This is a genomic window from Saccharopolyspora kobensis (genome assembly GCF_900108315.1).
Taxonomy (GTDB): Bacteria; Actinomycetota; Actinomycetes; order Mycobacteriales; family Pseudonocardiaceae; genus Saccharopolyspora; species Saccharopolyspora kobensis.
This window is the reverse complement of the sequence record NZ_FNVB01000005.1, coordinates 394,277-417,508: the sequence shown is the minus strand read 5'-3', so window position 1 is coordinate 417,508 and position 23,232 is coordinate 394,277. Positions and strand designations below refer to the sequence as shown.

Genomic DNA, 23,232 nt, shown 5'->3' with positions numbered 1-23,232 from the left:
GGGCGACGGTCAATTCCTCACGGAATCAGCACCGGGCGTGTCGTGGAGAGCTGCTTCGATGCGGTTGACGTCTGTGCGTTCTGCTGCGGGGAGCGGGGCTCCGGTGGACTCGCGGAGCAGGGCCGCCGAGGCGAGGAGGCCTTGCGCCCGGCCCGGTTGGCCGGTCAGGAGGCGGGCTCCGGCCAGGCCTTCCAAGGCCAGGGCGACCGCGCGCGGGTCTCCGGTGCGGCGGGCTGCTTCGAGGCCCTGGGTGTGGAGATCGAGGGCGGCCGGGGCGTCGCCGCGCTGTTCGGCCGCGAAGCCCAGTTCGGCGAGGATCAGGGCCGCACCGTTGTCCGCTTCGAAGCGCTGGTTCCAGGCCAGCCACGGGCGCAGCAGGTTCTCGGCTTCGGCGAATCTGCCGCTGCGGCGGGCGGAGAGCGCGAGGCCCACTTCGGCGAACTCCTGGCCTGCCGCGTCGCCGTGCTCGACGGCCAGCGCGCGGGCCCGCTCGTGGAGCTCGTCGGCGGCGGTGCGATCGCCCTGGAGCAGCGCGATGCGGCCCAGCTCGGAGTAGCGCATGGACACGTCCGGCCACAGCGCGAGTTCCTCGGCCAGTTCGGCGGCTTCTCGGTGCCAGGTCGTCGCTGCGGCGTAGTCGCCCGCGAACTCGGCGAGCTTGCCGAGCACGGATCCTGCCTGGCCGCGGCCCCAGCGGTCACCGAGCTCCTCGAACAGCGCGCGGCTGCGTTCGGCGTCCGCCGCTGATCCGGTGAGGTCACCGCGGACGTGGCGCTGCACCGCCCGGACGCTGAGCGCCGCTGCGATCCCCCAGCGGTCGCCGAGTTCTTCCGACGCCGTCAGCGCATCGCCCGTCAATTCCTCGCCGACCGGGAGATCGCCGAACCTGGTCGCGGCGTAGCCGAGGAACCAGCCCGCCAGCGCGCGCTCTCGCGGATCGGTGATCGCGGCTTGCAGGCGCAGCGGGGCGCGGTTGTCCACGGGTTCGCCGGTGAGCAGCCGGAATCCGGCGTGCCAGGCGGCGAGCACCGGGTCCGCGCTCTCCGTCGCCCGCCGGGCCTCGACGAGCCGCCCGCGCAGGAACCAGTACCAGACCAGCGCGCGGGCCAGGCGGACGTCACCGAGCGCGCGGCGCAGGTTGCCGGTCTCGATGTCCAGGCGACCCAGCCACTTCTGCTGTTCGGGCCCGCACAGGTGGGTCGCTGCTTCCTCCGCCAGCTCGGTGAAGTAGGCGGTGTGCGCCTGGCGGAGGCGATCGCGCTCTTCAGCGCCCAGCTTTCGCTCGCAGTACGCGGACACCGACTCCAGCAGGCCGTAGCGCGGGCCGTCGGCGGTGTGCGAGGCCACGACCAGCGAGCGGTCGACAAGCCGCGTCAGCAGGTCGAGGACCTGCGAGCGCTGCACGCCATCGCCCGCGCACAGCGATTCCGCTGCGGCGAGGGTGCAGCCGTCGGCGAAGACCGCGAGCCTGCGCAGGACCGTTCGCTCGGCCTCCGTCAGCAACTCCCAGCTCCAGTCGAGCACCGCACCCAGCGTTCGCTGGCGCGGTGGCGCGTCGCGCGGGCCGCCGGTGAGCACGGCGAACCGGTCGTTCAGGCGTTCCGACAGCTCTGCTGTGCCGAGCACGCGCACCCGGGCCGCCGCCAGCTCGATGGCGAGCGGGATTCCGTCCACGCGGCGGCAGATCGTCGCGACCACCTCCGCGTTCTCCGCGGACAGCGCGAAACCGGGCGAGGCCGCGGCAGCTCTCGCGGCGAAGAGCTGCACCGCTCCGGCGCCGAGCACGTCCGCGGCCGGTGCGCCGGGCGGCGGGACGTCGAGCGTCGGCACCTCCCACAGGTGCTCGCCGGAGACGCCGAGCGGCTCCCGGCTCGTCGCGAGCACGTGCGCACCGGTAGCCAGCAGCCTGTGCACGAGCGCTGCGACGGGCTCGACGACGTGCTCGCAGTTGTCCAGCACGAGGAGCCGCCCGCGCAGCACCTCGGCGAGCCGTTCGACGGGGGAGCGCGGCCGGGAACCGTCGCGGACGCCGAGCGCGGTCGCCACGACGTCGACCAATCCGTCCACTGTGGTCTCGCGGGGGAGTGCGGCGAGCTCGACCAGGCAGGCCTCGCCTGCTCCGCGCGCGACCTCGACGGCGAGCCTCGTCTTGCCCACCCCGCCCGGCCCGATCAGCGTGACCAGGCGATGTGCGCCGAGCAGCGCGCGAACACCGGCCACGGCGCGTTCCCGGCCCACGAGCTCGGTCGGCGGCATCGGCAGCGGCGGGATGCGCCGCTGCACGGGTTCAGCGCTCAGCAGCTCCGCGTGCAGCGCAGCGAGATCGGCGCTCGGATCGAGGCCGAGCTCGTCGCGGAGCAGGCGGCGCAGCACGTCGTAGCCTTCGAGCGCTTCAGCCGTCCGGCCCGCGCGGTGCAACGCGCGCAGGTGCGCGGCGCGGAGACGTTCGCGCAGCGGGTGCTGTTCGACGAGGGCGTGGAGCTCGCCGGCCAAGGACCTGTGATCGCCCAGCTGGAGCCGAGCTTCCGCGTAGTCCTCCCAAGCCGCGAGGCGCTGCTCTTCCAACGCGGCTGCTGCCGCGCTGGCGAAGGGCTCGTCGGAGAAACCCGCGAAGGCGTCGCCACGCCAGAGACCGAGGGCTTCGGCGAGCACCTCGGCCTTCCCGGCGGCCCCGGACGTGCGCTGTGCGAGCGCGGTGAGCTCGGCGAACCTGGTGCTGTCGACGGACGGTGCCGTCAGCGCGTAGCCCGGCGGGCGGCGGACGACGAGCTCGGCGCCGATCGCGCGGCGCAGGCGGGAGACGAGGGTCTGCAGGGCGCCGGACGGGTTCGCCGGGAGCGCCTCGCCCCACAGCTCGTCCACCAGCCGGTCCGCGGACACGACACGTCCGGGCGCGACGAGCAGCGACGCCAGCAGCGCGCGAACCCGGGCCTCGGGCACCGCGACGGGAGTGCCGTCCGGCGTCCACACCGCGAGCGGGCCGAGCACCCCGAAACGCATGCGATCACGATAGCCGCAAGAAAACCGACAGCCGGTCGAAAGCCCTGCCGCGCACTGTTGCTCCAACAGCGACGAACGGAGTGGACGTGAAGAAGGCTGTTGTCACCGGTGGTACCCACGGCATGGGCCTGGCGATCGTGCGGGAGCTGCTCGCACGCGGTGCCGAGGTGGTGCTGACCGGGCGGAACGAGCGGAACATCGAGGAAGCGCGCACCGCGCTGAAGGGAGAAGCCGCGCACGTCGTGCGCTCCGACGCGGGCAGCATGGCCGACATCGCCGCCCTCGGCGACTTCGTCGGCGAGAAGCTCGGCAGCGTCGACCACCTCTTCATCAACCACGGCATGGCGCGGTTCACCGAGCTCGCCGACGTGACCGAGCAGGAGTGGGACCGGCACTTCGCGGTCAACACCAAGGGCTCGTTCTTCACCGTGCAGCGCCTCGCGCCGCTGCTCAACGAGGGCGGCTCGGTCGTGTTCACCACGGTCGCCAACGACGTCGTCTTCCCCGGCCTGAGCGCGTACTCGGCGTCGAAGGAGGCGATGCGCGCCTTCGCGCACGTGCTCGCGGTGGAGCTGCTGCCGAAGAAGATCCGGGTGAACAGCGTGGCGCCGGGCTACATCAAGACGCCGACGATGGGCGTGGCCGACCTCAGCGAGGAGCAGCGGCGGGAGTTCGAGCGGCAGGGCGACGAATCCACCCCGCTGCGCCGCATCGGCACCGTCGAGGAGGTCGCGAAGGCGGCGCTCTTCCTGGCCGAGGACGCGACGTTCAGCACGAACGTCGAGCTGGCGGTCGACGGCGGCTTCGCGCAGGGCCTGGGGCACTGACGTGGCCGAGGTGCTGGACAGCCCGGACCCGTCGGTCGCCGAGCACGTGCGCCGCTACGTGGCGACGGACGGCGAGAGCGGTCACCTCGAAGGCGGGGCGACCAACCTGGTGCTCACCTACCGCGGGCGGAAGTCCGGGAAGCGGTACCGGACCGGGCTCTTCTACGGCGTCGACGGCGACCGGTACGTGCTGGTGGCATCGGGTGCGGGCATCACGCACACCCATCCGCAGTGGTACCGGAACGTGGTGGCGGACCCCGAGGTCGAGGTCCAGATCAAGGGCGAGCGCTTCACGGCGCGGGCCCGCACCGCGGAAGGCGCGGAGCGCGAGCGGCTGTGGGAGCTGATGGTCGAGCTCGCGCCCGTGTACCGGACGTACTACGAGCCGCGCACCCGCCGGGAGATCCCGGTTGTGGTGCTGGAACGCACCGGGTGAGACGACGAACGCGCAACCGGTGTGGGGCCCGGTTGCGCGTTCGCCCGTCAGCGGAGTCGGTCAGCCGCCGGTGTTCTGGTTGACCCAGTCCGCGAAGGCGACCACGTCGGCGTAGATCGACGGGCCGGTGGCGCAGGTCGAGTCACCGTTGCCGGAACGGCTGGTGGCGCCGATCAGCTCCCAGTTGCCCGGGGAGCCCTTGATCTGCGGACCGCCCGAGTCGCCGTAGCAGGCACCGGAGTTGCCGTTCGGGTTGTCGGTGCAGATCTCGTTGCGACCGTCGATGCCCAGGCAGCTGGAGTCGTTGACGATCTGGGTGTCCAGCTCCTGCAGGTACTGCGGGGCGGGGCCGCAACCGGGCCGGGCGCAGGTCTGGCCCCAGCCGATGATCCGGGTGGCGGTGCCCGCGTCGCCGGAGGTGGAGGCGATCTTGATCGGGGTGGCCTGCAGCTGGCGGTCCAGCTTCAGCACCGCGATGTCACCGGAGGGGTGCGTCCGCACGGCGCTGACGTTGGCCTGCTCGCCGCCGCTGGCGTGGGTGTTGCTGCCGACCCGCACCGAGAACTGGCCGCCGCCCTGCACGCAGTGCGCCGCGGTCACCACCCAGTCGGGCTTGATCAGCGAACCGCCGCAGCCGTGCCTGCCCTGCTGCTGCAGCGACACCATGAACGAGTACTCCTCGGTGGCGTCGTGGCCGCCGACGATGTACGGCTTGACATCGTCGGGCTGGGCGACTGCAGGCATGCCCAGAGCGCCGACTGCGCCGACGGCTGCGAGTGCCGCGATGAGAACCGAACGCATGCGCATTTCCGTCGAATCCTCCCGAGTTGCCGGCACCGCTGGCCGGATGGGCACAGACAGTAGGGGGATTCGCTCGGACGACGTACCCACTAAGGGATGAGACCGGGAGGTGAAGAAGCGGTGACCCGCTGTGAAACAGCAGGTCACCGCTTCGAATTCGGTACTACCTCAGAAGACCGGGGATATTTCCCAGTTTCCCGGAGCGGAACCGCCGGAGTCCGGCTGGTCGTACATCAGGAGGCACACCCCGCAGTCGGGTTCCGCAACCGCCTTCTCAGGGGAGCAGGCCGTGGCGGGCGGAGTCGTCGACGAAGTCCACGTCGGCGTACTCGCGCAGCTTCGCCAGCCGGTGCTGGCCCTCGATCACGCGCACCGTGCCCGACTTCGACCGCATCACGATCGACTGGGTGGTGCACCGGTTCGCGCGGTAGTGCACGCCCTTGAGCAGCGCGCCGTCGGTGATGCCGGTGGCGCAGAAGAACATGTTGTCCCCGCGCACCAGGTCCGAGGTGGTCAGCACCTGGTTCACGTCGTGACCGGCCTCCCGCAGCTTCGCGCGCTCGATGTCGTCGCGCGGCCACAGGCGGGTCTGGATCTCACCGTCGAGGCACTTCAGCGCGCACGCCGAGATGATGCCCTCCGGGGTGCCGCCGATGCCCAGCAGCATGTCCACGCCGCTGCCCGGCCGGGCCGACGCGATCGCGCCCGCCACGTCGCCGTCGGAGATGAACTGGATGCGCGCGCCCGCCTCGCGGACCTCCTTGACGATCTGCTCGTGGCGCGGCCGGTCCAGGATGCACACCGTCACGTCCGAGACGTCGATCTGCTTGGCCTTGGCCACCCGGCGCACGTTCTCCGCGATCGGCGCGCTGATGTCGATGTGGCCGGCGGCCTCCGGGCCGACGGCCATCTTCTCCATGTAGAACACCGCGGACGGGTCGAACATGGTGCCCCGCTCGGAGACCGCGAGCACCGCCAGCGCGTTCGGCATGCCCTTGCTCAGCAGCGTGGTGCCGTCGATCGGGTCGACGGCCACGTCGCACTCCGGGCCCTCGCCGTTGCCGACCTCCTCGCCGTTGTAGAGCATCGGGGCTTCGTCCTTCTCGCCCTCGCCGATGACCACGACGCCCCGCATCGACACGGTGCCGATGAGCTTGCGCATCGCGTCCACCGCCGCGCCGTCGCCTGCGTTCTTGTCGCCGCGGCCGACCCAGCGACCGGCGGCCATCGCGGCGGCCTCGGTCACGCGGACGAGTTCCATGGCGAGGTTGCGGTCCGGTGCTTCGCGGTGTCGTTCGGTGCTGGAGCTCATCGCGCCTCCCGGGTGGTGAGCATTCTTCGGGTTCGACTGCCCGAGTTCGGCGGGACGCGGCCCGCGCTCAGGCTCGTTGGCTCCGATCTTCGCAGATCGGGGGCCTGGCCGGAGGCCTCGCGTGGGCCAGCCCACTCCGGTCGCGCCTGCCCGACCGGCCAGGACGCCGCTGGTGAGAGCATGGGGGTCGTGGCCGAACCCAGCAACCAGCAACCGGCGCCGTCGCGTCCGCCCCGGACCGTCTCGGCGATGGTGTTCGCGATCCTCCCGCTGGTCCTGATCGCCTTCGGGGCGGCGGGGCTGCTGGGGCAGTGCTCGTTCAACCCCGGCGGACCCTCGGTGCAGGTGCCGACGGTGGACGTGCGAGCCGAGCTGGACCGCGCGTCCGGCCGCGTCGACTTCCCGCTCGCCGACCCGGAACTCCCCGCGAACTGGCGGGCCAACTCGGTGAACGTGCTGACGCTGCGCTCGCACGCGGAGGTCGTGCGCATCGGCCTGCTGACCGGCGAGGGCAGCTACCTGCGCTTCTCCCAGTCGACGGCGGCCGAGGAGGAGCTGGTCACCGCCGACACCCGCCAGCCGCCGCAGGCGCTGGGCACCGTGGATGCGGGCGGCAGGCAATGGGTGCGCTACCGGAGCGTGGAGGGCGAGCAGGCCTGGGCGAGCGAGCGCGACGGAGTCCGCCTGCTGATCGCGGGCAACGCGGCGGAGCCGGAGTTCCGAACCCTCGCCGAAGCAGCCCTCAAAGCCCCGGCCAAGCCCTAACCCCGTCACCGCGCCTCTGGCCAAGCCCCGACGCCCGTCACAGCCCGGCCAAGCCCCGACGCCTGTAGTCGCGACCCCGGCCAAGCCTGACGCGGGTCGTCGCGGTTCCGGTCAAGCCTGACGCGGGTCGTCGCGGTTCCGGTCAAGCCCTGACGCCCGTCGTCGCGTCGGTCAAGTCCTGACGCCTGTCGTCGTGACCTCGGTCAAGTCCCGACTCCTGTCGTCGCGGCCCGGCCAAGCCGACACCCGTCGTCACGGCCCGGCCAAGCCCCGACGCCCGTCGTCGAGAAGCGATTTCAATTGAAATCACACCTCCAATTTCCATTGAAATTGCGGGTTCACCGGCGTGTCGGCACCCGACACGCCGGAAGGGGTGCAAGTTCAATTGAAATCTGATGTTCAATTTCCATTGAAATTGCGGGTTTCGGGGCGGTGGGTCAGTCCTGCTCGACGGCGGCCAGGGCTCGTTCGACGCGCTCGCGGGCTCCGGCGAGGTGGCGCTCGCACACCGCCGCCAGCGCCTCGCCCTTCTCCCAGAGAGCCAGGGAGTCCTCCAGGGACAGGCCGCCGGCCTCCAGCTGCTTGACCACCTCGGCCAGCTGGTCGCGGGCCTGCTCGTAGCCGAGCTCGGCGACCTCCGGGTGCTCTGCCACCGGGTCGAAGTGCTCGTCCTGCTGCTCGTTCGCGGTCACGGGGTAGGACTCTCCACGTCGTTCTGCACGGACACCACCGCGGTGGCGATCGCCTGGTCGTAGCCGACGAACGCCTCGGCGAACTCGGCGCCGTCGCCTTCGCGCACCGCGTCGTTGATGCGCAACTGCGCTTCCGCGACCCTACGTCGGTGCGCCGACGCCGCCCACCACCCGGCCCCCACGTAACCGGAGGTCGCCTCGACCAGCGCGCGCAGCCGCGACGGCAGCTCCCGGCGCTCGGCGGACTGGCAGCCGCCCAGCAGCGCGGCCCAGCACCCGGCCGCGGTGGCGTCCGCCGCCTCGGCGCGGCGCTGCACCTCGCCGGCCCGCCGGGAACCGGTCGCCGCCGACCGGGCGACGCCGACGGTCAGCGGGAGGAACGAGGGATCCAGCTCGGGTTGCACGGTCTCCCTCCTGTTCAGCCTGCTCGATCCGGCACGACCGCCTGGATCGCACCGTCAACGACCCGCACTCGCAACCGAGTTCCCGGCGGGGCGTCGTCGACCGAGCGGAGCACGCCGTCCGCACCGTCCTCGATGCGCTGCACGATCGCGTATCCACGGGCCAGCGTGGCCGCCGGGCCGAGGGTCGTCAAGCGAGATCGGGTCGCCGACAGCGCGTGCCGCTCGGTGTTCAGCGCGGTCGTCATCGCCCGGCGGGCCCGGTCGCGCAGCACGCCCACCTGCTCGGCCCGCTGCGCCAGCGGCCCGTGCGGGTCGGCCAGCACCGGGCGGCTGCGGAGCGCGTCGAGCAGCCGCCGCTCCCGGTCGACCCAGCCGTGCAGCGCGCGGCGGGCGCGGTCGCGCAGCTGGTGGATGCGCTGGGTCTCCTCGGCCACGTCCGGTACCACTCGCTTGCCCGCGCCGGTCGGCGTCGAGCACCGCACGTCGGCCACGTGGTCCACCAGCGGTGAGTCCGGCTCGTGCCCGATCGCGCTGACCACCGGCGTGCGGCAGGCCGACACCGCGCGGCACAGCGCCTCGTCGGAGAACGGCAGCAGGTCCTCGACGCTGCCGCCGCCGCGGGCCAGCACGATCACGTCGACCTCGGGCATCGCGTCGAGCTCCTGCAGCGCCTCCAGGATCTGCGGCACCGCGCTGGAGCCCTGCACGGCGACGTTGCGGATCTCGAACTGCACGGCGGGCCAGCGCAGCTGCGCGTTGGTCAGCACGTCGTGCTCGGCGGCGGACGCGCGACCGGTGACCAGCCCGACCCGGTTCGGCAGGAACGGCAGCGGCCGCTTGCGGGCCGGGTCGAACAGGCCCTCGGCCTTGAGCAGCTGGCGCAGCCGCTCGATGCGGGCCAGCAGCTCGCCGATGCCGACGGCGCGGATCTCGTCGACCCGCAGGCTCAGCGTGCCGCGGCCGACGAAGAACGTCGGCTTGCCGTGCACCACGACCCGGCTGCCGTCGGTCAGCGGCGGGTCCATCTTGCGGAGCATGGCCGAGGAGCAGGTCAGCGTCAGCGAGACGTCGGCGGACGGGTCGCGCAGCTGCAGGAACGCGGTGGCGGCGCCCGGGCGCAGCGAGATCTGGGTGATCTGGCCCTCGACCCAGATCGAGCCGAGGCGGTTGATCCACTCGGCGATCTTGCGGGCGACGGTCCGTACCGGCCACGGCTCCTCGGGGCTCGTCGGGGAAGTCAGCTGCACTCCTTCAGGTGCGTCCGGTTCGCGAACCGGCGTGGTCGGTGGCCTCTCAGCGGTCGCGGAGCCGTTCGAGGCGGTTCTGCAGCATGCGGAGGAACTCCGGGCGCTGTTCGTGCTGCTGCTCGTGGTCGAGCAGCTCGGCCAGCTCCTCCTCGGTGAACGAGCGGAGCCTGCCGCGCAGCTGGGGCAGCGTCAGCTCCGCGTACTCGGCGACCACGGAGCTGGCCTGCGGTGCCTCGGGTTCGCCCGGGTCGTCCTCGTCGAAGGTCGCCCAGGCCGGCTGCTCCTCCGGGGTGCTCAGCACGGAGAGCGCCTCGTCGCCCTTGATCGCCAGCTCGGTGATCTGCTGCTGGACCCGCATCGACGCCTGCAGGGCCTGGCTGGCCACGGTCACGGGCAGCCCGAGCAGCGTGGTCGGCAGGCGGCGGGCCTGTTCGACGGCGGTGGCCGCCAGCCCCGCGGCGACCCGGACCGGCAGCGGAAACGATGACATGCGCCCAGCCTGCCGCACTTCTCCGCGGGAAGCCATCACCTCGCCGCAGTACTGTGATCCGCGCCGCCGCCCGGGCGCGAGGCTGAGCGTTGCCGACCAGGTCCGTACCCTTGACGGCATGACGACCTCGCCCGAGGCCACTGACCTCGTTGACCAGGACGGCGGGCGGACCAAGCGAGTCCTGCTGGCCAAGCCGCGTGGGTACTGCGCAGGTGTCGACCGCGCGGTGGTCACCGTCGAGAAAGCCCTCGAGACCTACGGTGCACCGATCTACGTCCGCAAGGAGATCGTGCACAACCGCCACGTCGTGGACACGCTGTCCGAGCGCGGCGTGATCTTCGTGGACGAGACCGACGAGGTGCCCGAGGGCGCGCTCGTGGTGTTCTCCGCGCACGGCGTGTCCCCGGCGGTCCACGAGGAGGCCGCCAAGCGCAACCTGCGGACCATCGACGCGACCTGCCCGCTGGTCACCAAGGTGCACAAGGAGGTCCACCGGTTCGCCCGCGAGGACTACGACATCCTGCTGATCGGCCACGAGGGGCACGAGGAGGTCGAGGGCACCGCGGGTGAGGCGCCGGACCGGGTGCAGCTGGTCGACACCGCCGAAGACGTCGACAAGGTGCAGGTGCGCGACCCGAGCAAGGTGGTGTGGCTGTCGCAGACCACGCTCAGCGTGGACGAGACGATGGAGCGGGTGGACCAGCTCAAGGACCGGTTCCCCGACCTGCAGGCGCCGCCGAGCGACGACATCTGCTACGCCACCTCCAACCGCCAGCACGCGGTGAAGGTGATGGCCCCGGAGTGCGACCTGGTGATCGTGGTCGGTTCGCAGAACTCCTCGAACTCCAAGCGCCTGGTGGAGGTCGCCCTGCAGGCCGGGGCGTCGGCCTCGCACCTGGTGGACTTCGCCTCGCAGATCGACGAGGCGTGGCTGGAAGGCGTCACCACGGTCGGCGTGACCAGCGGTGCCTCGGTGCCGGACGTGCTGGTCATGCAGGTCCTGGACCACCTGGCCGAGCGCGGCTGGAACCAGGTGGACGAGGTCACCACGGCCAACGAGAAGGTCACCTTCGCGCTGCCGAGGGAGCTCCGCAAGGACCTCGACGACAACCCGAACAAGCCGAAGGGCGTCCGCTGACCGACCCGGATCCGGGGACGAGGTCGACGTGAAAAGGGGCATCCGGTTCTCGAACCGGGTGCCCCTTCGGCATCCCTGGGCGGCCTCGGGCGCGACGCCCTAGCTGAAGCGCTCGTCGCGCCGCGGCCTGCGGACTCGCCTGGGCGGCTCGCCCTGCGGCGGCTCCGCCTGCCGCGGCCGTCCCGGCGCCTGCCGCGGGGCTGCGCCCCGCCGCGGCGGCACGGCGCGCTCCGGCCTGCCCTCCGCTCCGCGCGGCCTGCCCGGCGCGGCTTCGCCTCGCCTTGGCGGCTCGCCGCGCCGCGGCGGCTCCTCCCGGCGGGGCCGTCCCGGCGCCTGCGCGCGCTCGCGCCGCTCGCGCTCGGGCCGCTCCGCCCGCTCGCCGCGAGCCGGCCGACCGCCTTCGCGGGACTTCTTGCGCTCGTCGGGGCGCCGCTTGCGCTCCTCGCCCTCCGGCTTGCGGGGCGGGGCGGGGCGGCGGCGCTTCTTGGTGGCCGCGTCGCTGTCGGCGATCTCGGGCCGCCTGCCGGGCTTCTCGGTAACGAACATGCGTACGAGTCCGATAACCAGTGCGGCGATCGTGGCCGCGGCCATGATCGGGAAGCTGCTGATGAGCGGGCGGGCGATCGCGAGCGCCTTGCCGGTGGCGCCTGCGCCTGCCGCCGCGCCGGATCCGGTGATCAGCACCAGCAGCGGCATGATGATGACCAGCACCAGCGGCGGCTGGACCATCGGACCGAACGTGCTCCGCCGCTTGACCAGCAGCACACCCAGCACGCTCCCGACGAAGAAGCAGGCCTTGAACAGCAGGTCGGGCTGCTTCCAGATCAGGATGTCCAGCACGGTGCCGATCGCCGTGGGCACCGCGGCCAGCAGCACGGCAACCCAAAGCGGCACTCCGGCCGTGCGGAAGGCGGAGCGCGCCGACCAGGGCGGCGCGCCGTTGCCGGGGGATGAGGCGCTCTGGCTGTCGCGGATCGCGGTCACGAGTCACAACGTTAACGGTCCAGTACCCCGGCCCGAGAGCCCTCTTCCGGAACTTGCGGGTTACCCCACGCCCGGTTCCGGCCGATTCCGGGCTCCGATGACCGGAATGCGACGTTCGTGCCAACGGGCAGATCCGTCTTCGCTTGGACGGGTGTGTGAACCTTGACACAATCGGCGCGAGCATTTTAGCGTCCGAGCAATCGTTTTCTCACGTTTCGCGAACGTCGCGACGGGGGGCCTATGGACACGGCGCCACCGCTGGTCGAGATGACCGGCATCAGCAAGCGCTACGGGGGTGTGCTCGCCTGCGACGACGTCGACCTGTCGGTCCGCGCCGGGGAGGTGCACGCGCTGCTGGGGGAGAACGGCGCGGGCAAGAGCACGCTGATGAAGGTGCTCTCCGGCGACGTCACCGATCACGCTGGATCGATTTCGATCGAGGGGCGGCCGGTGCAGTTCGGCAAGCCCGCCGACGCCCAGCAGGCCGGGGTCGCGATGATCCACCAGGAGCTGGACCTCGTCCCCGGGCTCAGCGTCGCGGAGAACCTGCACCTCGGCCGCGAGCCGCGCACCAGGTTCGGGATCGTCGACCGCCGGAAGATGGCCGACGGCACCCGGGAGCTGCTCCGGCGCACCGGCATCGAGCTGGACCCGCAGCGCCCGGTCGGCGAGCTGCGCGTCGGCGAGCAGCAGCTGGTCACCATCGCCCGCGCGCTGCTGCTGGACGCGAAGGTGCTGATCATGGACGAGCCCACCTCCGCGCTGTCCAGCACCGAGGTGGAGCGGCTGTTCGCGGTGATCGCCGAGCTGCGCCGCAGCGGCACCGGCATCGTCTACATCTCGCACCGGATGGACGAGATCGGCCGGGTGGCCGACCGGGCCACCGTGCTGCGCAACGGCCGCAAGGTCGCCGAGTTCGACGCCCGGAAGCTGACCGCCGAGCAGGCCGCCGAGGCGATGGTGGGCCGCTCGGTGCAGACGCTGTTCCGCGCCGAGCGCCGCGAGGTCGGCGCGGAGCTGCTCGCGGTGTCGGGCTTCGCCGTGCGCCCCCGGCGACCGCGGGTGGGCCGCCGGGAACCGGCCGGGATCGACCTGACCGTGCGGCGCGGGGAGATCGTCGGGCTCTGCGGGCTGCTCGGCTCAGGACGCACCGAACTGCTGGAATCGCTGTTCGGGGCGGGGTCCTCCGGCACGTGGGAGGGGGAGGTGACCCTCGACGGGCGCCCGGTGCGGCCGAGGGGTCCGCGCCGTGCGCTGCGCGAGGGCATCGCCTTCGTGCCGGAGGACCGCAGGACGTCCGGGCTGGTCCTGGAGCACTCGGTGCTGGCCAACACGGTGCTGTCGGTGCTGGACCGGCTGGGCGCGCTGGGCCTGGTCCGCCGCCGCAAGGAGGTGGCCACCACCGAGAGCAGCGTGCAGCAGCTCAAGGTCAAGCTCGGCCGGATCCTCGACCCGGTCGGCACCCTGTCGGGCGGCAACCAGCAGAAGGTCGTGTTCGGCCGGATGCTGCTGACCGAGCCGCGGTTGCTGCTGCTGGACGATCCCACCCGCGGGGTGGACATCGGCGCGAAGTCGGAGATCTACCAGCTGCTCGGCGAGATCGCCGAGCGCGGCATCGGGGTGCTGCTGGCGTCCTCGGAACTGCCGGAGCTGGTCGGCGTGTGCGACCGGGTGGTGGTGCTGCGCGGTGGGCGCAGCGTCGCCGAGTTCGGCACCGGCGAGGTCGGTGAGGCGGAACTGCTGGCCGCCGCGATGGGCGAGCGGGCGGGCGACGGGGCCGGGCCGGTGGTCGGCACCGGACCGCAGAGCACTGGGGGAGGCGCCAGGTGAGCAACCAGACGGCGGAACGGCCTTCGGCGGCCGCGCCGCGGAAGCGGGCCGGCACCGCGGAGACGCTGTTCCGGTTCCAGAGCTTCTTCGGCCTGGTCGCGGTGTTCATCGCCGCGGTGATCTTCTCGCCGCGCGATGACGAGGGCCAGATCCTCTTCCTGACCAGCGACAACCTGTTCAACATCGTGCGCGCGGTGTCCGAGATCGGGATCATCGCGGTCGGCCTGACCTTCGTGATCCTGATCGGCGGCATTGACCTCTCGGTGGGTTCGGTGCTCGGGCTGGCCGCGGTGGGCTCGGCCGTGCTGATGGTGGAGGACGGCCTCGGCGTGTGGGCGACCGTCGGGCTGGTGCTGCTGGCGGGCGTCGTCTTCGGCCTGCTGCAGGGCACCGCGGTGGCACTGCTCGGGGTGCAGGCGTTCATCGTCACGCTGGCCGGGTTGCAGATCGCGCGCGGGCTGGCGCGCATGTGGTCCGGCGGCGAGACCGTGCAGATCTCCTACGGCGACGGGCCGGGGCAGGCGCCGGTGCTGTTCTCGCTGCTGGGCGAGCGCACGTTCGGCGGCGTGGTGCCGATCCCGGTGCTGATCTTCGCCGTGGTGGCGGTGGCCGCGATCCTGTTCCTGCGGACCAGCGCCTACTCCCGGCACCTGTACGCCATCGGCGGCAACGAGAAGGCCGCCCGGCTCTCCGGCGTGCCGGTGAACCGGGTCAAGATCATCGCCTTCGGCATCGCCGGGTTCTGCGCCGCGCTGGCCGGGATCGTGCACGCCGGGCAGCTCAACGCGGGCAGTCCGAACGACGGGATCGCCTACGAGCTGGACGGCATCGCGGCGGTGGTCGTCGGCGGCACCAGCCTGGCCGGGGGCCGCGGCTCGGTGATCGGCACCATCGCCGGCGCGCTGCTGCTCGGCATCCTGAACAACATCCTGAGCCTGAACAGCGTCAACACCGACCTGCAACTGCTGATCAAGGGCCTGGTGATCGTCGCGGCGGCTGCGCTGCAGCGACTGCGTCCCACGTCGTGAACCAACATCCGGGAGGAAGCACGATGCGCAAGACGATGAGGTCGTTGCTCGCGGTCACCTGCGCCGCCGCCGCGCTCGCCGCCGCCGGTTGCGGCACCACCAGCGAGAACAGCGGTCAGGTCCAGCAGCAGGACCCCACCAAGAACTGCAAGGGACCGGACGGCAAGTACACCATCGGGATGAGCCAGGCCAACCTCGCCGAGCCCTACCGGGTCCGGATGGACGAGGACATCCGCACGGCCGCTTCGAAGGTGCCGCAGTTCGACGTGCAGTTCTCCGACGCGGCCAAGGACAACTCCAAGCAGATCAGCGACGTGGAGAACTTCATCACCAAGCAGGTCGACCTGCTGATGATCTCGCCGAACGAGGCCGCCCCGCTGACCGACGTGGTGAAGAAGGCCTACAACAAGGGCATCCCGGTGGTGGTGCTGGACCGCAAGGTCGACGGCGACGGCTACACCACCTACATCGGCGCGGACAACGTCCAGATCGGCCGCCAGGCCGGCGAGTACTTCAAGAACACGCTGCTGCCGCAGGGCGGCAAGATCGTGCAGATCAAGGGCCTCTCCGGTTCCACCCCGGCCAAGGAGCGCGAGGACGGCTTCAAGGAGGGCATCGCGGGCTCCAACATCGAGATCGTGGCCACCGCCGACGGCGAGTGGGAGCGCTCGGTCGGGCAGCAGAAGATGGACGCGCTGCTCAAGGCGCACCCGGACGTCCAGGCGGTGTACGCGCAGAACGACCCGATGGCCGAGGGCGCGTACCTGGCTGCCCAGGCCGCCGGGCGCAACGACCTGAAGTTCGTCGGCATCGACGGGCTGCCGATCCCGTCGGGCGGCATCAAGGCCGTCGAGGAAGGACGCCTGCAGGCGACCAACCTGTACCCGACCGGCGGTGCGGAAGCCGTCGAGGCGGCCAGGGCGCTGCTGATCGACTGCCGACCGGTGCCCAAGACGCAGACCCTGCAGACCGAGCTGGTGACCAAGGACAACGCGGCCGAGGTCTACGCCCGGCTGAACCAGAGCTGATGCCCGCCGGTCGCCGCGCACCCGGCGCGGCGACCGGAACCCGCCTGCACTGTCCTATGTGGATTCTTGCTGCGCCTAACCAATTTCTTTGGTGGCCCGGCTTTTCGCTGGAATCGGGCAATACACCTGGATGGTGGTTGTCGGCGAGAACGCGCCCGGTGACCATCATATCGAGTGAATTCGGGTTCCGGATTCCTCGACACCGCTCGAATGGGTTGGCCCCGCGAAGATCTCTTTCCTACGCTCTCGCGCATTGCGCGAGTGATCTTACGCTGCGGAGCCGAACCGAGAACTCGATCCAGTGGCCGCGCACCATCATCGGAAGAGCTGCACCACAGTCCACTACGGACAGTGGAGCGTGGGGAGGGCGAGCACGATGAGAGTCCGCTCAGCAACGTCGGGGGGAGGCCGCGCCCGCCGACTCGGTGCCTACCTGGGAGTCGCGGCGATCGCGGCGGCCGTCGTGGTCGTCGACGGCACCGGTTCCGGTCAGGCCCAGGCTCCGGCCCCGGCGCCGACGAAGGGCCCGGTCGGCTGGGACACCTACCGCGACCTCGACGCGATGTCGCAGTCCCGCGGCGCCGAGCAGTCGCTGCAGTTCTCCAGCTACGACCGCACCGGCGGGAACGACGACGGCTTCGAGGGCACCTACTCCTGCCTGCGCACCACCGAGCGCGGCTGCGTGATCGGCGAGCACGACGGGCCAGGTGAGATCACCTCGATCTGGAGCACCCGCGAGCCGCTCGGCGACGTCTCCGCGACCGGCAACATCGTGATCGAGCTGGACGGCCGGACGGTGCTGGACGCGCCGTTCATCGACGTGGTCAGCGGCAAGCTCGGCGCGCCGTTCGCGTGGCCGCTGGTCGGCGACGCCAACGACACCGCGGGCGGCGTGGTGATCAAGGTGCCGATGCCGTACCGCGAGTCGATGCGGGTCACGGTGGAGCACAACCCGTACTTCTACCACCTGTCCTACCGCGCCTTCCCCGACGCGAACGGGGTGCGGACCTTCGACCCGAACGAACCGGCCCACGACGTGCTGGAGAAGCTGCGCACCTTCGGCGTGGCCGACCCGAAGGGCGGCTCCGGCGGCACGCCGGTGCGCCGCGACTTCGACCTGGCCCCCGGCGCGGCCACCACCGTCGCCGAGCTGTCCGGCGCGGCGCAGATCGACCAGCTGCGGGTGAAGCTGCCGCAGGTGGTGGCCGCGCCGCAGGTGGTCGACGACGGCCGCGCGTTCGGCGCGGGCGGCGGCAGCCGGTTCGCGATGCGGGTGGACCCGGACAACCAGGGCATCCGGGTGATCCGCCGGTACGACCCGCAGATCGCCGACCAGGTCGGCAGCCTGCACGTCAACGGCAGGCGGGTCGGCGAGTGGCGCAGCGGTGCGGCGGCACCGGGCTCGTGGGGCGTGCAGATCATCGACGTGCCCGCCGAGGTGTCCTCGGGCCGGTCCACCGTGGACGTCGAGAACCGCTTCATCTCCTCGTCGCTGGACTTCAACGAGTTCCGCTACGACGTGCACAGCCTGGTCGGCGGCGAATGGGTCCGCACCGACGTGCTCGACCTCGGCCCGGGCCACCCCGGTGAGGAAGCCGCGCACGACTACCGCATCGACAACCCGGTCTTCGCCCGGGAGAAGCTGATCGGTCGCTACCCGACGCGGCCGGAGGACGTCGCGGCCTCCGACGAGGTGCTGGACAAGCTCCGGCTGCGCATCACCTTCGACGGCAAGACCACGGTCGACGCGCCGGTCGGCGAGTTCTTCGGCACCGGCCTCGGCGAGTACGACGTGCGCACCATGATGAGCTCCGTCGACCCGGGTCTGGACGGCTGGTACACCGCGTGGTGGCCGATGCCGTTCGGCAAGAGCGCCAAGGTGGAGCTGGTCAACACCGGCGGGGTTCGGGTGACCGGCGCGACCGCGGAGGTGACCAGCGCTCCGGCCGAGCTGGCGCCCGGCACCGGCTACTTCCACGCCACCCACCACCGCGGCAACACGGTTCCGGGCGAGGACTGGAACTTCCTCACGGCCCGCGGATCGGGCACCTTCTACGGCGTCACGCACAGCATGCGCGGGCTGATCCCGCCGGGCGCCAGGACGCGCTCGACCGAGCCGCTCTCCGACACGCGCACCAGGTCGCTCGCGGTGAACCAGCGCAACTACCTGGAGGGCGACGAGCGGTTCTACGTCGACGGCTCCCGCGAGCCTGCCTGGCACGGAACGGGCACCGAGGACTTCTACGAGTCCGGCTGGTACTTCCGGTTCGGCACCACCTACTCGATGCCGCTGGCGGGCAACCCGTCGCACGAGATCAACGGCGACGGCTGCAGGTACGACTGCACGGGCGCCTACCGCCTGCTGCTCAACGACGCGGTGCCGTTCCGCAACGGCTTCGTGGCGGACGTCGAGCACGGTCCGGTGAACGACGAGCCGGGCGACTACGGTTCGACGGCCTACTGGTACGGCGGGAACGCATCCGGCCGCGTGCTGCCCGGCCTCCCGCTGCCACCCGCCCAGCCGCCGAGCGCTCCGGTACCGCCGACCTCGTCGGTGCCGCCGTCGACGCCCTCGACGACGCCGACCCGCCCGGCGGTCCCGGAGACGACGGCCCCACACACCACGAGCCAGGACGACGGCACCCAGCCGCTCGACATCGGCCAGGCGGTGGAGGACGCCCTCGGCGGAAGCTGACCAGCGGAAACGTGACGAGCGGACCGCCCACTCCGGTGGGTGGTCCGCTCGTTCGCGGACGGCCTGCTGGTCGTGCACCCCGAGTCGGGGCGGGCGCTGAGGTTCGCTACCGGAACACCGGGTCGGCTATTCGCGGGTGCTGCTGGCCCGGGCCACGAGATGGGCGGAGAGCGTTCTCGTGGTCGCCTCCGTGCGCTCGCCGCTGATCCTGCCGAGCAGGAGCTGGGCGGCTTCCGCGCCGACGTCGTAGGCGGGCTGGGCGACGACCGTCAGCGGCGGATCCAGCAACGTCGCCCACGGGGCGTCGTCGAAGGCCACCACGCCGATGTCCCGACCAGGCCGCAGGCCCAGCTCCGCGCAGGTCTCCAGCACGCCGACCGCCATCATGTTGTTCGCCACCAGCACCGCGTCCGGGCGGTCGGGGCGGATCAGCAGCGAGTGCGCGGCCTGCTTCGCCCCGGCCGCCTTGAACTCCGAACGCCGCACCAGCACGTCGGTCAGCGGCAGCCCGGCCGCCCGGACGCCGTCGCGGTAGCCCGCGAGGCGGTCATCGGCGGTGCGCACGCCGCTGGGACCGGTGATGCAGCCGACCCGGCGATATCCCTGGTCAGCGAGGTGCTGGACGGCTTCCGCCGCCGCCAGCCCGCTGTCCACGAGCACGGTGTCGCTCGGCGAGTTCGGCAGCGGGCGGTCCACCGCCACGACCGGCGTGGTGTGCCGGTTGAGCAGCTCCACGCTCTCGCTGTGGCCGGTCGGCGACAGCAGCACCCCGGCGACCCGCTCCTGCAGCGCTACGTCGATGTACTCGCGCTCCTTCGCCGGCTCGTCGTCGGAGTTGCACAGCACCACCGAGTACCCAGCCGCGTGCGCCACGTCCTCCACGCCGCGCGCGATCGCGGTGAAGAACGGGTTCTCCACGTCCGCGATGATCAGGGCCAGCACCGCGGTCTCCTGCTTGCGCAGGTTGCGGGCCGGGCCGTTGGGCCGGTAGCCGAGCTCGGCGGCCGCGGCGAGCACCCTGGCGGCCAGCGCGGGATCGACGGAGCTCTTGCCGTTGAGCGCGCGGGAAACCGTCGCGGTGGACACCCCGGCACGGGTGGCCACATCACTGATCGTCGCCACGGTTCCTCCTCGTGACCTCTTCCCGAGTGATGGCGGGCTGCCTGCCTTGACAGCCCGTGTGCTGCCAGAATAGCGTCCGAGAAAACGATTGCTCGCCGGTCATGTCGGCATTCGGACACGTGTTGTCCCGGTCGGGCCACCCCGCGGGGACCCGCCGGGTGGTGTCGGCGGCGCCTCCTCGCCGCCGCTCCTGCGCAGTCAACGCCGCCTGCTCATCTAGGAGGAACTGTGGCCCGCATCGGTGTCGTCACCATCTCCGACGGTCGCGACCACGTCCACGCCCGCAACACCGACTTCATCCAGTCCAAGCAGGACGCCCTGGTCCGGTCGCTGCGCGATGCCGGGCACGAAGTGGTGGTCGGGGACGACCTGGTGGCCACCAACGCGCTGGCCACCTCGGTGTCGCGCCGGGTGGCCGCGGCCGACGTGGACGTGACGGTCTTCTACTACACGGTCTGGGCGTTCCCGCACTTCACGATGCTCGCCGCGGACGCCACCCGCAGCCCGCTGGTGCTGGTGGCCAGCACCGACCCGACCGAGCCGGGCCTGGTCGGCATGCTCGCCGCCGGTGGCGCGCTGGACCAGATCGGCCGTCCGCACACCCGCGCCTGGGGCGCTCCGGACGACGCCGAGCTGGTCGAGAAGATCGGTGTCCAGGCGGCGGCCTCGGCGGCGGTGAAGTCGTTGCGCGGTTCGACCTTCGGCCGCTTCGGCGGCCGGCCGATGGGCATGAACACCACGGTGGCCAACACCGACCAGTGGATGCGCGAGTTCGGCATCGACGTCGAGGAGATCGACCAGTACGAGCTGATCCTGCGCGCCGACAAGGCCGACGCGGGCGAAGCCCGCAAGGCCCGCGAGTGGATCGAGCAGAACGCCGCCGGCGTGCACTACGACGGCAAGAAGCTGACGCCGGAGCTGCTGGAGCGGCAGCTGCGCGCCTACCTGGCGATCCGGGACATCATCGCGGAGCGCAACCTGGACTTCACCGGCATCAAGGCGCAGCCGGAGCTGACCGAGAACTTCGCGACCATGGACGTCACCGAGGCGTTCCTCAACGACCCCTACGACTGGAACGGCCCGAAGGAACCGCACATCTGCGCCACCGAGGCGGACATGGACGGCGCGCTGACCATGCAGCTGTTCAAGGCGATCTCCGGCACGCCGGTGCTGTTCGCCGACGTCCGCCACTACCACGCCGACCGGGACATCTGGGACCTGTGCAACTCCGGCCAGCACGCCACCTGGTACGCCGCGCGCAGCGACGACCCGGCGGAGAACCTGGCCAAGGTCAACTTCTACCCGGAGGTGTTCTTCTTCCCGGCGGGAGGCGCCTCCGTGCAGCACATCGCGGCGCCGGGCCAGATGACGCTGGGCAGGCTGACCCGCGAGAACGGCGAGTACCGGTTCCAGCTGATGCTCGGCGAGTTCGAGAGCTACGACGACGCGACCAACAAGGTGCTGGTCGACCAGTCGACCCCGGAGTGGCCGCACGCCTTCGCCCGCCTGGACGCGCCGGGCGAGCTGTTCCTGTCGAAGTTCGGCGCCAACCACATCCACGCGATCCCCGGCGACCACCGCCCGGCGCTGCGCGCGGTCGCCGAGCAGCTCGGCGTCCGCCTCGACGAGTGGACCCGCGGCTGACGTCCCACGCGATTTCAATGGAAATCAGACGTGCGATTTCCATTGAAATTGCGTAGATCCCGACGCACCGTCGGCGTGTTGGGCACCCGACGCGCCGACGAGACGCGCAACTTCCATTGAAATCGAAGACCTGATTTCCATTGAAATCGCGGATCGCCGCTTCTCCGTCCGGGAGGTCGGTGGTCCGATCGGATTCGCGGACCGCACCGGTTCGGGCGGCTGGAAGACTGGTGCCGGTCGGGTGTGCGAGTTGAGGAGGCGCGGTGGCCGAGAAGGTGCTGCTCGGGATCGACATCGGGACGGCTAGTTCGAAGGGCGTGCTGGTCAGCGCGGACGGGCGGATCCTGGCCCGGGCGAGCAGGCAGCACGAGACGTCCTACCCGCACCCGGGATGGGTCGAGCACGACGCCGAATCGGTGTGGTGGGCGGACTTCCTGGCCCTGGCGCGGGAACTCGTCCCGGCCGCCGGAGGTCGGGAGATCGCCGGTCTGGGCGTCAGCGGCATCGGCCCGGTGCTGCTGCCCGCCGACGGCGCCGGAAAGCCGCTGCGCCCGGCGATCCTCTACGGCGTCGACACCCGCGCGACCGAGGAGATCGCCGAGCTGACCGAGGAGTTCGGCGCCGAGGAGATCCTGCGCCGGGGCGGCTCCGCGCTGTCCAGCCAGGCCGTCGGGCCGAAGATCCGCTGGCTGGCCAAGCACGAGCCGGAGGTCTACCAGCGAACCGAGATGCTGCTGATGTGCAGCTCGTACCTGGTGCACCGGCTGACCGGCCGCTACGTGCTCGACCACCACTCCGCCAGCCAGTGCGACCCGCTCTACGACCTGCAGACCCGCACCTGGTCGCAGGACTGGGCGCAGCGCGTGGCGCCCGGGCTGGCGCTGCCCGAGCTGGCCTGGCCGACCGAGGTCGTCGGGCGGGTCACCGCGCAGGCGGCGGCCGAAACCGGCCTGCCGGAGGGCCTTCCGGTGACCGCGGGCACCGTGGACGCGTGGGCGGAAGCCACCAGCGTGGGCGTGCGGCAGTCCGGTGACGTGATGCTGATGTACGGCACCACGATGTTCTTCGTGCAGGTGCTCGACGAGGTGCGGCCGCACCCGGCGCTGTGGGGCACGTGCGGCGCCTTCCCCGGCACCTACACGCTGGCGGCGGGGATGGCGACCTCGGGCGCGGTCACGCAGTGGCTGCGGAACCTGGTCGACGGCGAGTTCGCCGACCTCGTAGAGCAGGCCGCCAAAGTTCCGGCGGGCAGCCGCGGGCTGCTGATGCTGCCGTACTTCGCGGGTGAGCGGACGCCGATCTTCGACCCGGACGCGCGCGGGATGCTCGCCGGGCTGGCACTCGAGCACGGCAGCGCCGAGCTGTACCGGGCGGCGCTGGAGGGCATCGGCTTCGGGGTGCGCCACAACCTGGAGGCGATGGGCGAGGCGGGCGGCACGGCGGCGCGCCTGGTCGCGGTCGGCGGCGGCACCCAGGGCGGGTTGTGGACGCAGATCATCTCCGACATCACCGGCCAGGAGCAGCAGGTGCCGGGCGAGACGATCGGCGCGGCCTACGGCGATGCGCTGCTCGCGGGCGTGGGCACGGACACCGCGGTCGATCCGGACGGCTGGAACCCGGTGACCCGCACCGTTCGGCCGAATCCGGAGCACACCGAGCGTTACGAGGCCTACTTCCGCCACTACCGGGACCTCTACGACTCCACGGTGCGGATCGCGCACTTCTTGGCAGGTGAGCAGCGCGCGGCGGACGAGCGCGGCTGATCCGCCGCTGCGGCGCAACCGATCTT

The 23,232-nt window shown here is 71.5% G+C and carries 19 protein-coding genes; 10 read left to right on the top strand and 9 right to left on the bottom strand.

Translation table 11 applies throughout. From position 1 onward, the window contains the following. Positions 1-9 precede the first annotated feature (9 nt). Entirely contained in the window at positions 10-3,000 is a 2,991-nt protein-coding gene (locus tag C4T78_RS37325; protein WP_093349405.1) for an AfsR/SARP family transcriptional regulator, read from the bottom strand. Positions 3,001-3,086: 86 nt separating this feature from the next. Between C4T78_RS37325 and C4T78_RS18810 the strand changes: the two genes are divergently transcribed. Both C4T78_RS18810 and C4T78_RS18805 read left to right on the top strand, forming a co-directional pair. Further along, positions 3,087-3,827 carry an SDR family NAD(P)-dependent oxidoreductase gene (locus tag C4T78_RS18810; protein WP_093349403.1) on the top strand — a complete coding sequence of 247 codons (741 nt, stop codon included), beginning with the start codon at positions 3,087-3,089 and terminating at the stop codon, positions 3,825-3,827. A gap of 1 nt (position 3,828) precedes the next feature. Further along, a complete protein-coding gene (locus C4T78_RS18805) occupies positions 3,829-4,263 on the top strand; it encodes a nitroreductase family deazaflavin-dependent oxidoreductase (protein ID WP_093349400.1) in 435 nt (144 codons plus the stop codon). Positions 4,264-4,323: 60 nt separating this feature from the next. Here C4T78_RS18805 and C4T78_RS18800 read toward each other — a convergent pair whose 3' ends face one another. Continuing rightward, positions 4,324-5,070: a S1 family peptidase gene (locus C4T78_RS18800; RefSeq protein WP_093349397.1), complete on the bottom strand. Its 747-nt coding sequence runs from the start codon at positions 5,068-5,070 to the stop codon at positions 4,324-4,326. Positions 5,071-5,338: 268 nt separating this feature from the next. Further along, positions 5,339-6,376 (bottom strand): class II fructose-bisphosphatase, encoded by a 1,038-nt coding sequence (glpX, locus tag C4T78_RS18795; RefSeq protein WP_093349395.1) that lies wholly within the window; start codon positions 6,374-6,376, stop codon positions 5,339-5,341. A gap of 180 nt (positions 6,377-6,556) precedes the next feature. Here glpX and C4T78_RS18790 point away from each other — a divergent pair, with 180 nt between their 5' ends. After that, positions 6,557-7,141 (top strand): DUF4245 domain-containing protein, encoded by a 585-nt coding sequence (locus C4T78_RS18790; RefSeq protein WP_093349392.1) that lies wholly within the window; start codon positions 6,557-6,559, stop codon positions 7,139-7,141. A gap of 437 nt (positions 7,142-7,578) precedes the next feature. On the opposite strand, the gene C4T78_RS18785 is transcribed toward C4T78_RS18790, so the two are convergent. The 4 genes from C4T78_RS18785 to C4T78_RS18770 are packed head-to-tail and all read right to left on the bottom strand — an operon-like array spanning position 7,579 to position 9,974. Next, the gene (locus tag C4T78_RS18785; RefSeq protein WP_093350094.1) at positions 7,579-7,794 is read right to left on the bottom strand and encodes an exodeoxyribonuclease VII small subunit; all 216 of its coding nucleotides are present in this window, start codon (positions 7,792-7,794) and stop codon (positions 7,579-7,581) included. 35 nt (positions 7,795-7,829) lie between these two features. Then, positions 7,830-8,237 carry a hypothetical protein gene (locus C4T78_RS18780; protein WP_093349390.1) on the bottom strand — a complete coding sequence of 136 codons (408 nt, stop codon included), beginning with the start codon at positions 8,235-8,237 and terminating at the stop codon, positions 7,830-7,832. 14 nt (positions 8,238-8,251) lie between these two features. Beyond that, a complete protein-coding gene (gene xseA, locus C4T78_RS18775) occupies positions 8,252-9,478 on the bottom strand; it encodes an exodeoxyribonuclease VII large subunit (RefSeq protein WP_093153461.1) in 1,227 nt (408 codons plus the stop codon). A gap of 52 nt (positions 9,479-9,530) precedes the next feature. Further along, positions 9,531-9,974 carry a lipid droplet-associated protein gene (locus tag C4T78_RS18770; RefSeq protein ID WP_093349387.1) on the bottom strand — a complete coding sequence of 148 codons (444 nt, stop codon included), beginning with the start codon at positions 9,972-9,974 and terminating at the stop codon, positions 9,531-9,533. Positions 9,975-10,092: 118 nt separating this feature from the next. Here C4T78_RS18770 and C4T78_RS18765 point away from each other — a divergent pair, with 118 nt between their 5' ends. Then, positions 10,093-11,112, top strand: coding sequence for a 4-hydroxy-3-methylbut-2-enyl diphosphate reductase (locus tag C4T78_RS18765; protein WP_093349385.1), 1,020 nt, complete (start codon positions 10,093-10,095; stop codon positions 11,110-11,112). A gap of 99 nt (positions 11,113-11,211) precedes the next feature. Here the strand turns inward: C4T78_RS18765 and C4T78_RS18760 are convergent, their stop codons facing one another. Continuing rightward, positions 11,212-12,096, bottom strand: coding sequence for a DUF6542 domain-containing protein (locus C4T78_RS18760; RefSeq protein ID WP_093349382.1), 885 nt, complete (start codon positions 12,094-12,096; stop codon positions 11,212-11,214). 240 nt (positions 12,097-12,336) lie between these two features. Here C4T78_RS18760 and C4T78_RS18755 point away from each other — a divergent pair, with 240 nt between their 5' ends. The 4 genes from C4T78_RS18755 (at position 12,337) to C4T78_RS18740 (ending at position 18,677) form a co-directional block, all read left to right on the top strand. After that, positions 12,337-13,926: a sugar ABC transporter ATP-binding protein gene (locus C4T78_RS18755; RefSeq protein WP_093349379.1), complete on the top strand. Its 1,590-nt coding sequence runs from the start codon at positions 12,337-12,339 to the stop codon at positions 13,924-13,926. After that, positions 13,923-14,954: an ABC transporter permease gene (locus C4T78_RS18750; protein WP_093349376.1), complete on the top strand. Its 1,032-nt coding sequence runs from the start codon at positions 13,923-13,925 to the stop codon at positions 14,952-14,954. The genes C4T78_RS18755 and C4T78_RS18750 overlap by 4 nt, the downstream gene beginning before the upstream one ends. 23 nt (positions 14,955-14,977) lie before the next feature. Further along, positions 14,978-15,982: a substrate-binding domain-containing protein gene (locus tag C4T78_RS18745; protein ID WP_093349374.1), complete on the top strand. Its 1,005-nt coding sequence runs from the start codon at positions 14,978-14,980 to the stop codon at positions 15,980-15,982. Between the two features lie 376 nt (positions 15,983-16,358). Further along, a complete protein-coding gene (locus C4T78_RS18740; RefSeq protein ID WP_093349371.1) occupies positions 16,359-18,677 on the top strand; it encodes a glycoside hydrolase family 172 protein in 2,319 nt (772 codons plus the stop codon). A 126-nt stretch (positions 18,678-18,803) separates the two neighbouring features. On the opposite strand, the gene C4T78_RS18735 is transcribed toward C4T78_RS18740, so the two are convergent. Continuing rightward, entirely contained in the window at positions 18,804-19,799 is a 996-nt protein-coding gene (locus tag C4T78_RS18735; protein WP_093349369.1) for a LacI family DNA-binding transcriptional regulator, read from the bottom strand. Positions 19,800-20,027: 228 nt separating this feature from the next. Between C4T78_RS18735 and C4T78_RS18730 the strand changes: the two genes are divergently transcribed. Next, positions 20,028-21,443, top strand: a complete 1,416-nt coding sequence (locus C4T78_RS18730) for an L-fucose/L-arabinose isomerase family protein (RefSeq protein ID WP_093349366.1) — start codon at positions 20,028-20,030, stop codon at positions 21,441-21,443. A 263-nt stretch (positions 21,444-21,706) separates the two neighbouring features. Beyond that, positions 21,707-23,206, top strand: coding sequence for an FGGY-family carbohydrate kinase (locus C4T78_RS18725; protein ID WP_093349363.1), 1,500 nt, complete (start codon positions 21,707-21,709; stop codon positions 23,204-23,206). Positions 23,207-23,232: the final 26 nt, after the last annotated feature.

Excerpts from the sequence above, each read along its gene's own strand:
- C4T78_RS18800 (WP_093349397.1), bottom strand. The coding sequence starts at position 5,070 with ATGCGCATGCGTTCGGTTCTCATCGCGGCACTCGCAGCCGTCGGCGCA.
- C4T78_RS18765 (WP_093349385.1), top strand. The coding sequence starts at position 10,093 with ATGACGACCTCGCCCGAGGCCACTGACCTCGTTGACCAGGACGGCGGG.
- C4T78_RS18740 (WP_093349371.1), top strand. The coding sequence starts at position 16,359 with ATGAGAGTCCGCTCAGCAACGTCGGGGGGAGGCCGCGCCCGCCGACTC.
- C4T78_RS18770 (WP_093349387.1), bottom strand. The coding sequence starts at position 9,974 with ATGTCATCGTTTCCGCTGCCGGTCCGGGTCGCCGCGGGGCTGGCGGCC.
- C4T78_RS18745 (WP_093349374.1), top strand. The coding sequence starts at position 14,978 with ATGCGCAAGACGATGAGGTCGTTGCTCGCGGTCACCTGCGCCGCCGCC.
- glpX (WP_093349395.1), bottom strand. The coding sequence starts at position 6,376 with ATGAGCTCCAGCACCGAACGACACCGCGAAGCACCGGACCGCAACCTC.
- C4T78_RS18755 (WP_093349379.1), top strand. The coding sequence starts at position 12,337 with ATGGACACGGCGCCACCGCTGGTCGAGATGACCGGCATCAGCAAGCGC.
- C4T78_RS37325 (WP_093349405.1), bottom strand. The coding sequence starts at position 3,000 with ATGCGTTTCGGGGTGCTCGGCCCGCTCGCGGTGTGGACGCCGGACGGC.
- C4T78_RS18790 (WP_093349392.1), top strand. The coding sequence starts at position 6,557 with ATGGGGGTCGTGGCCGAACCCAGCAACCAGCAACCGGCGCCGTCGCGT.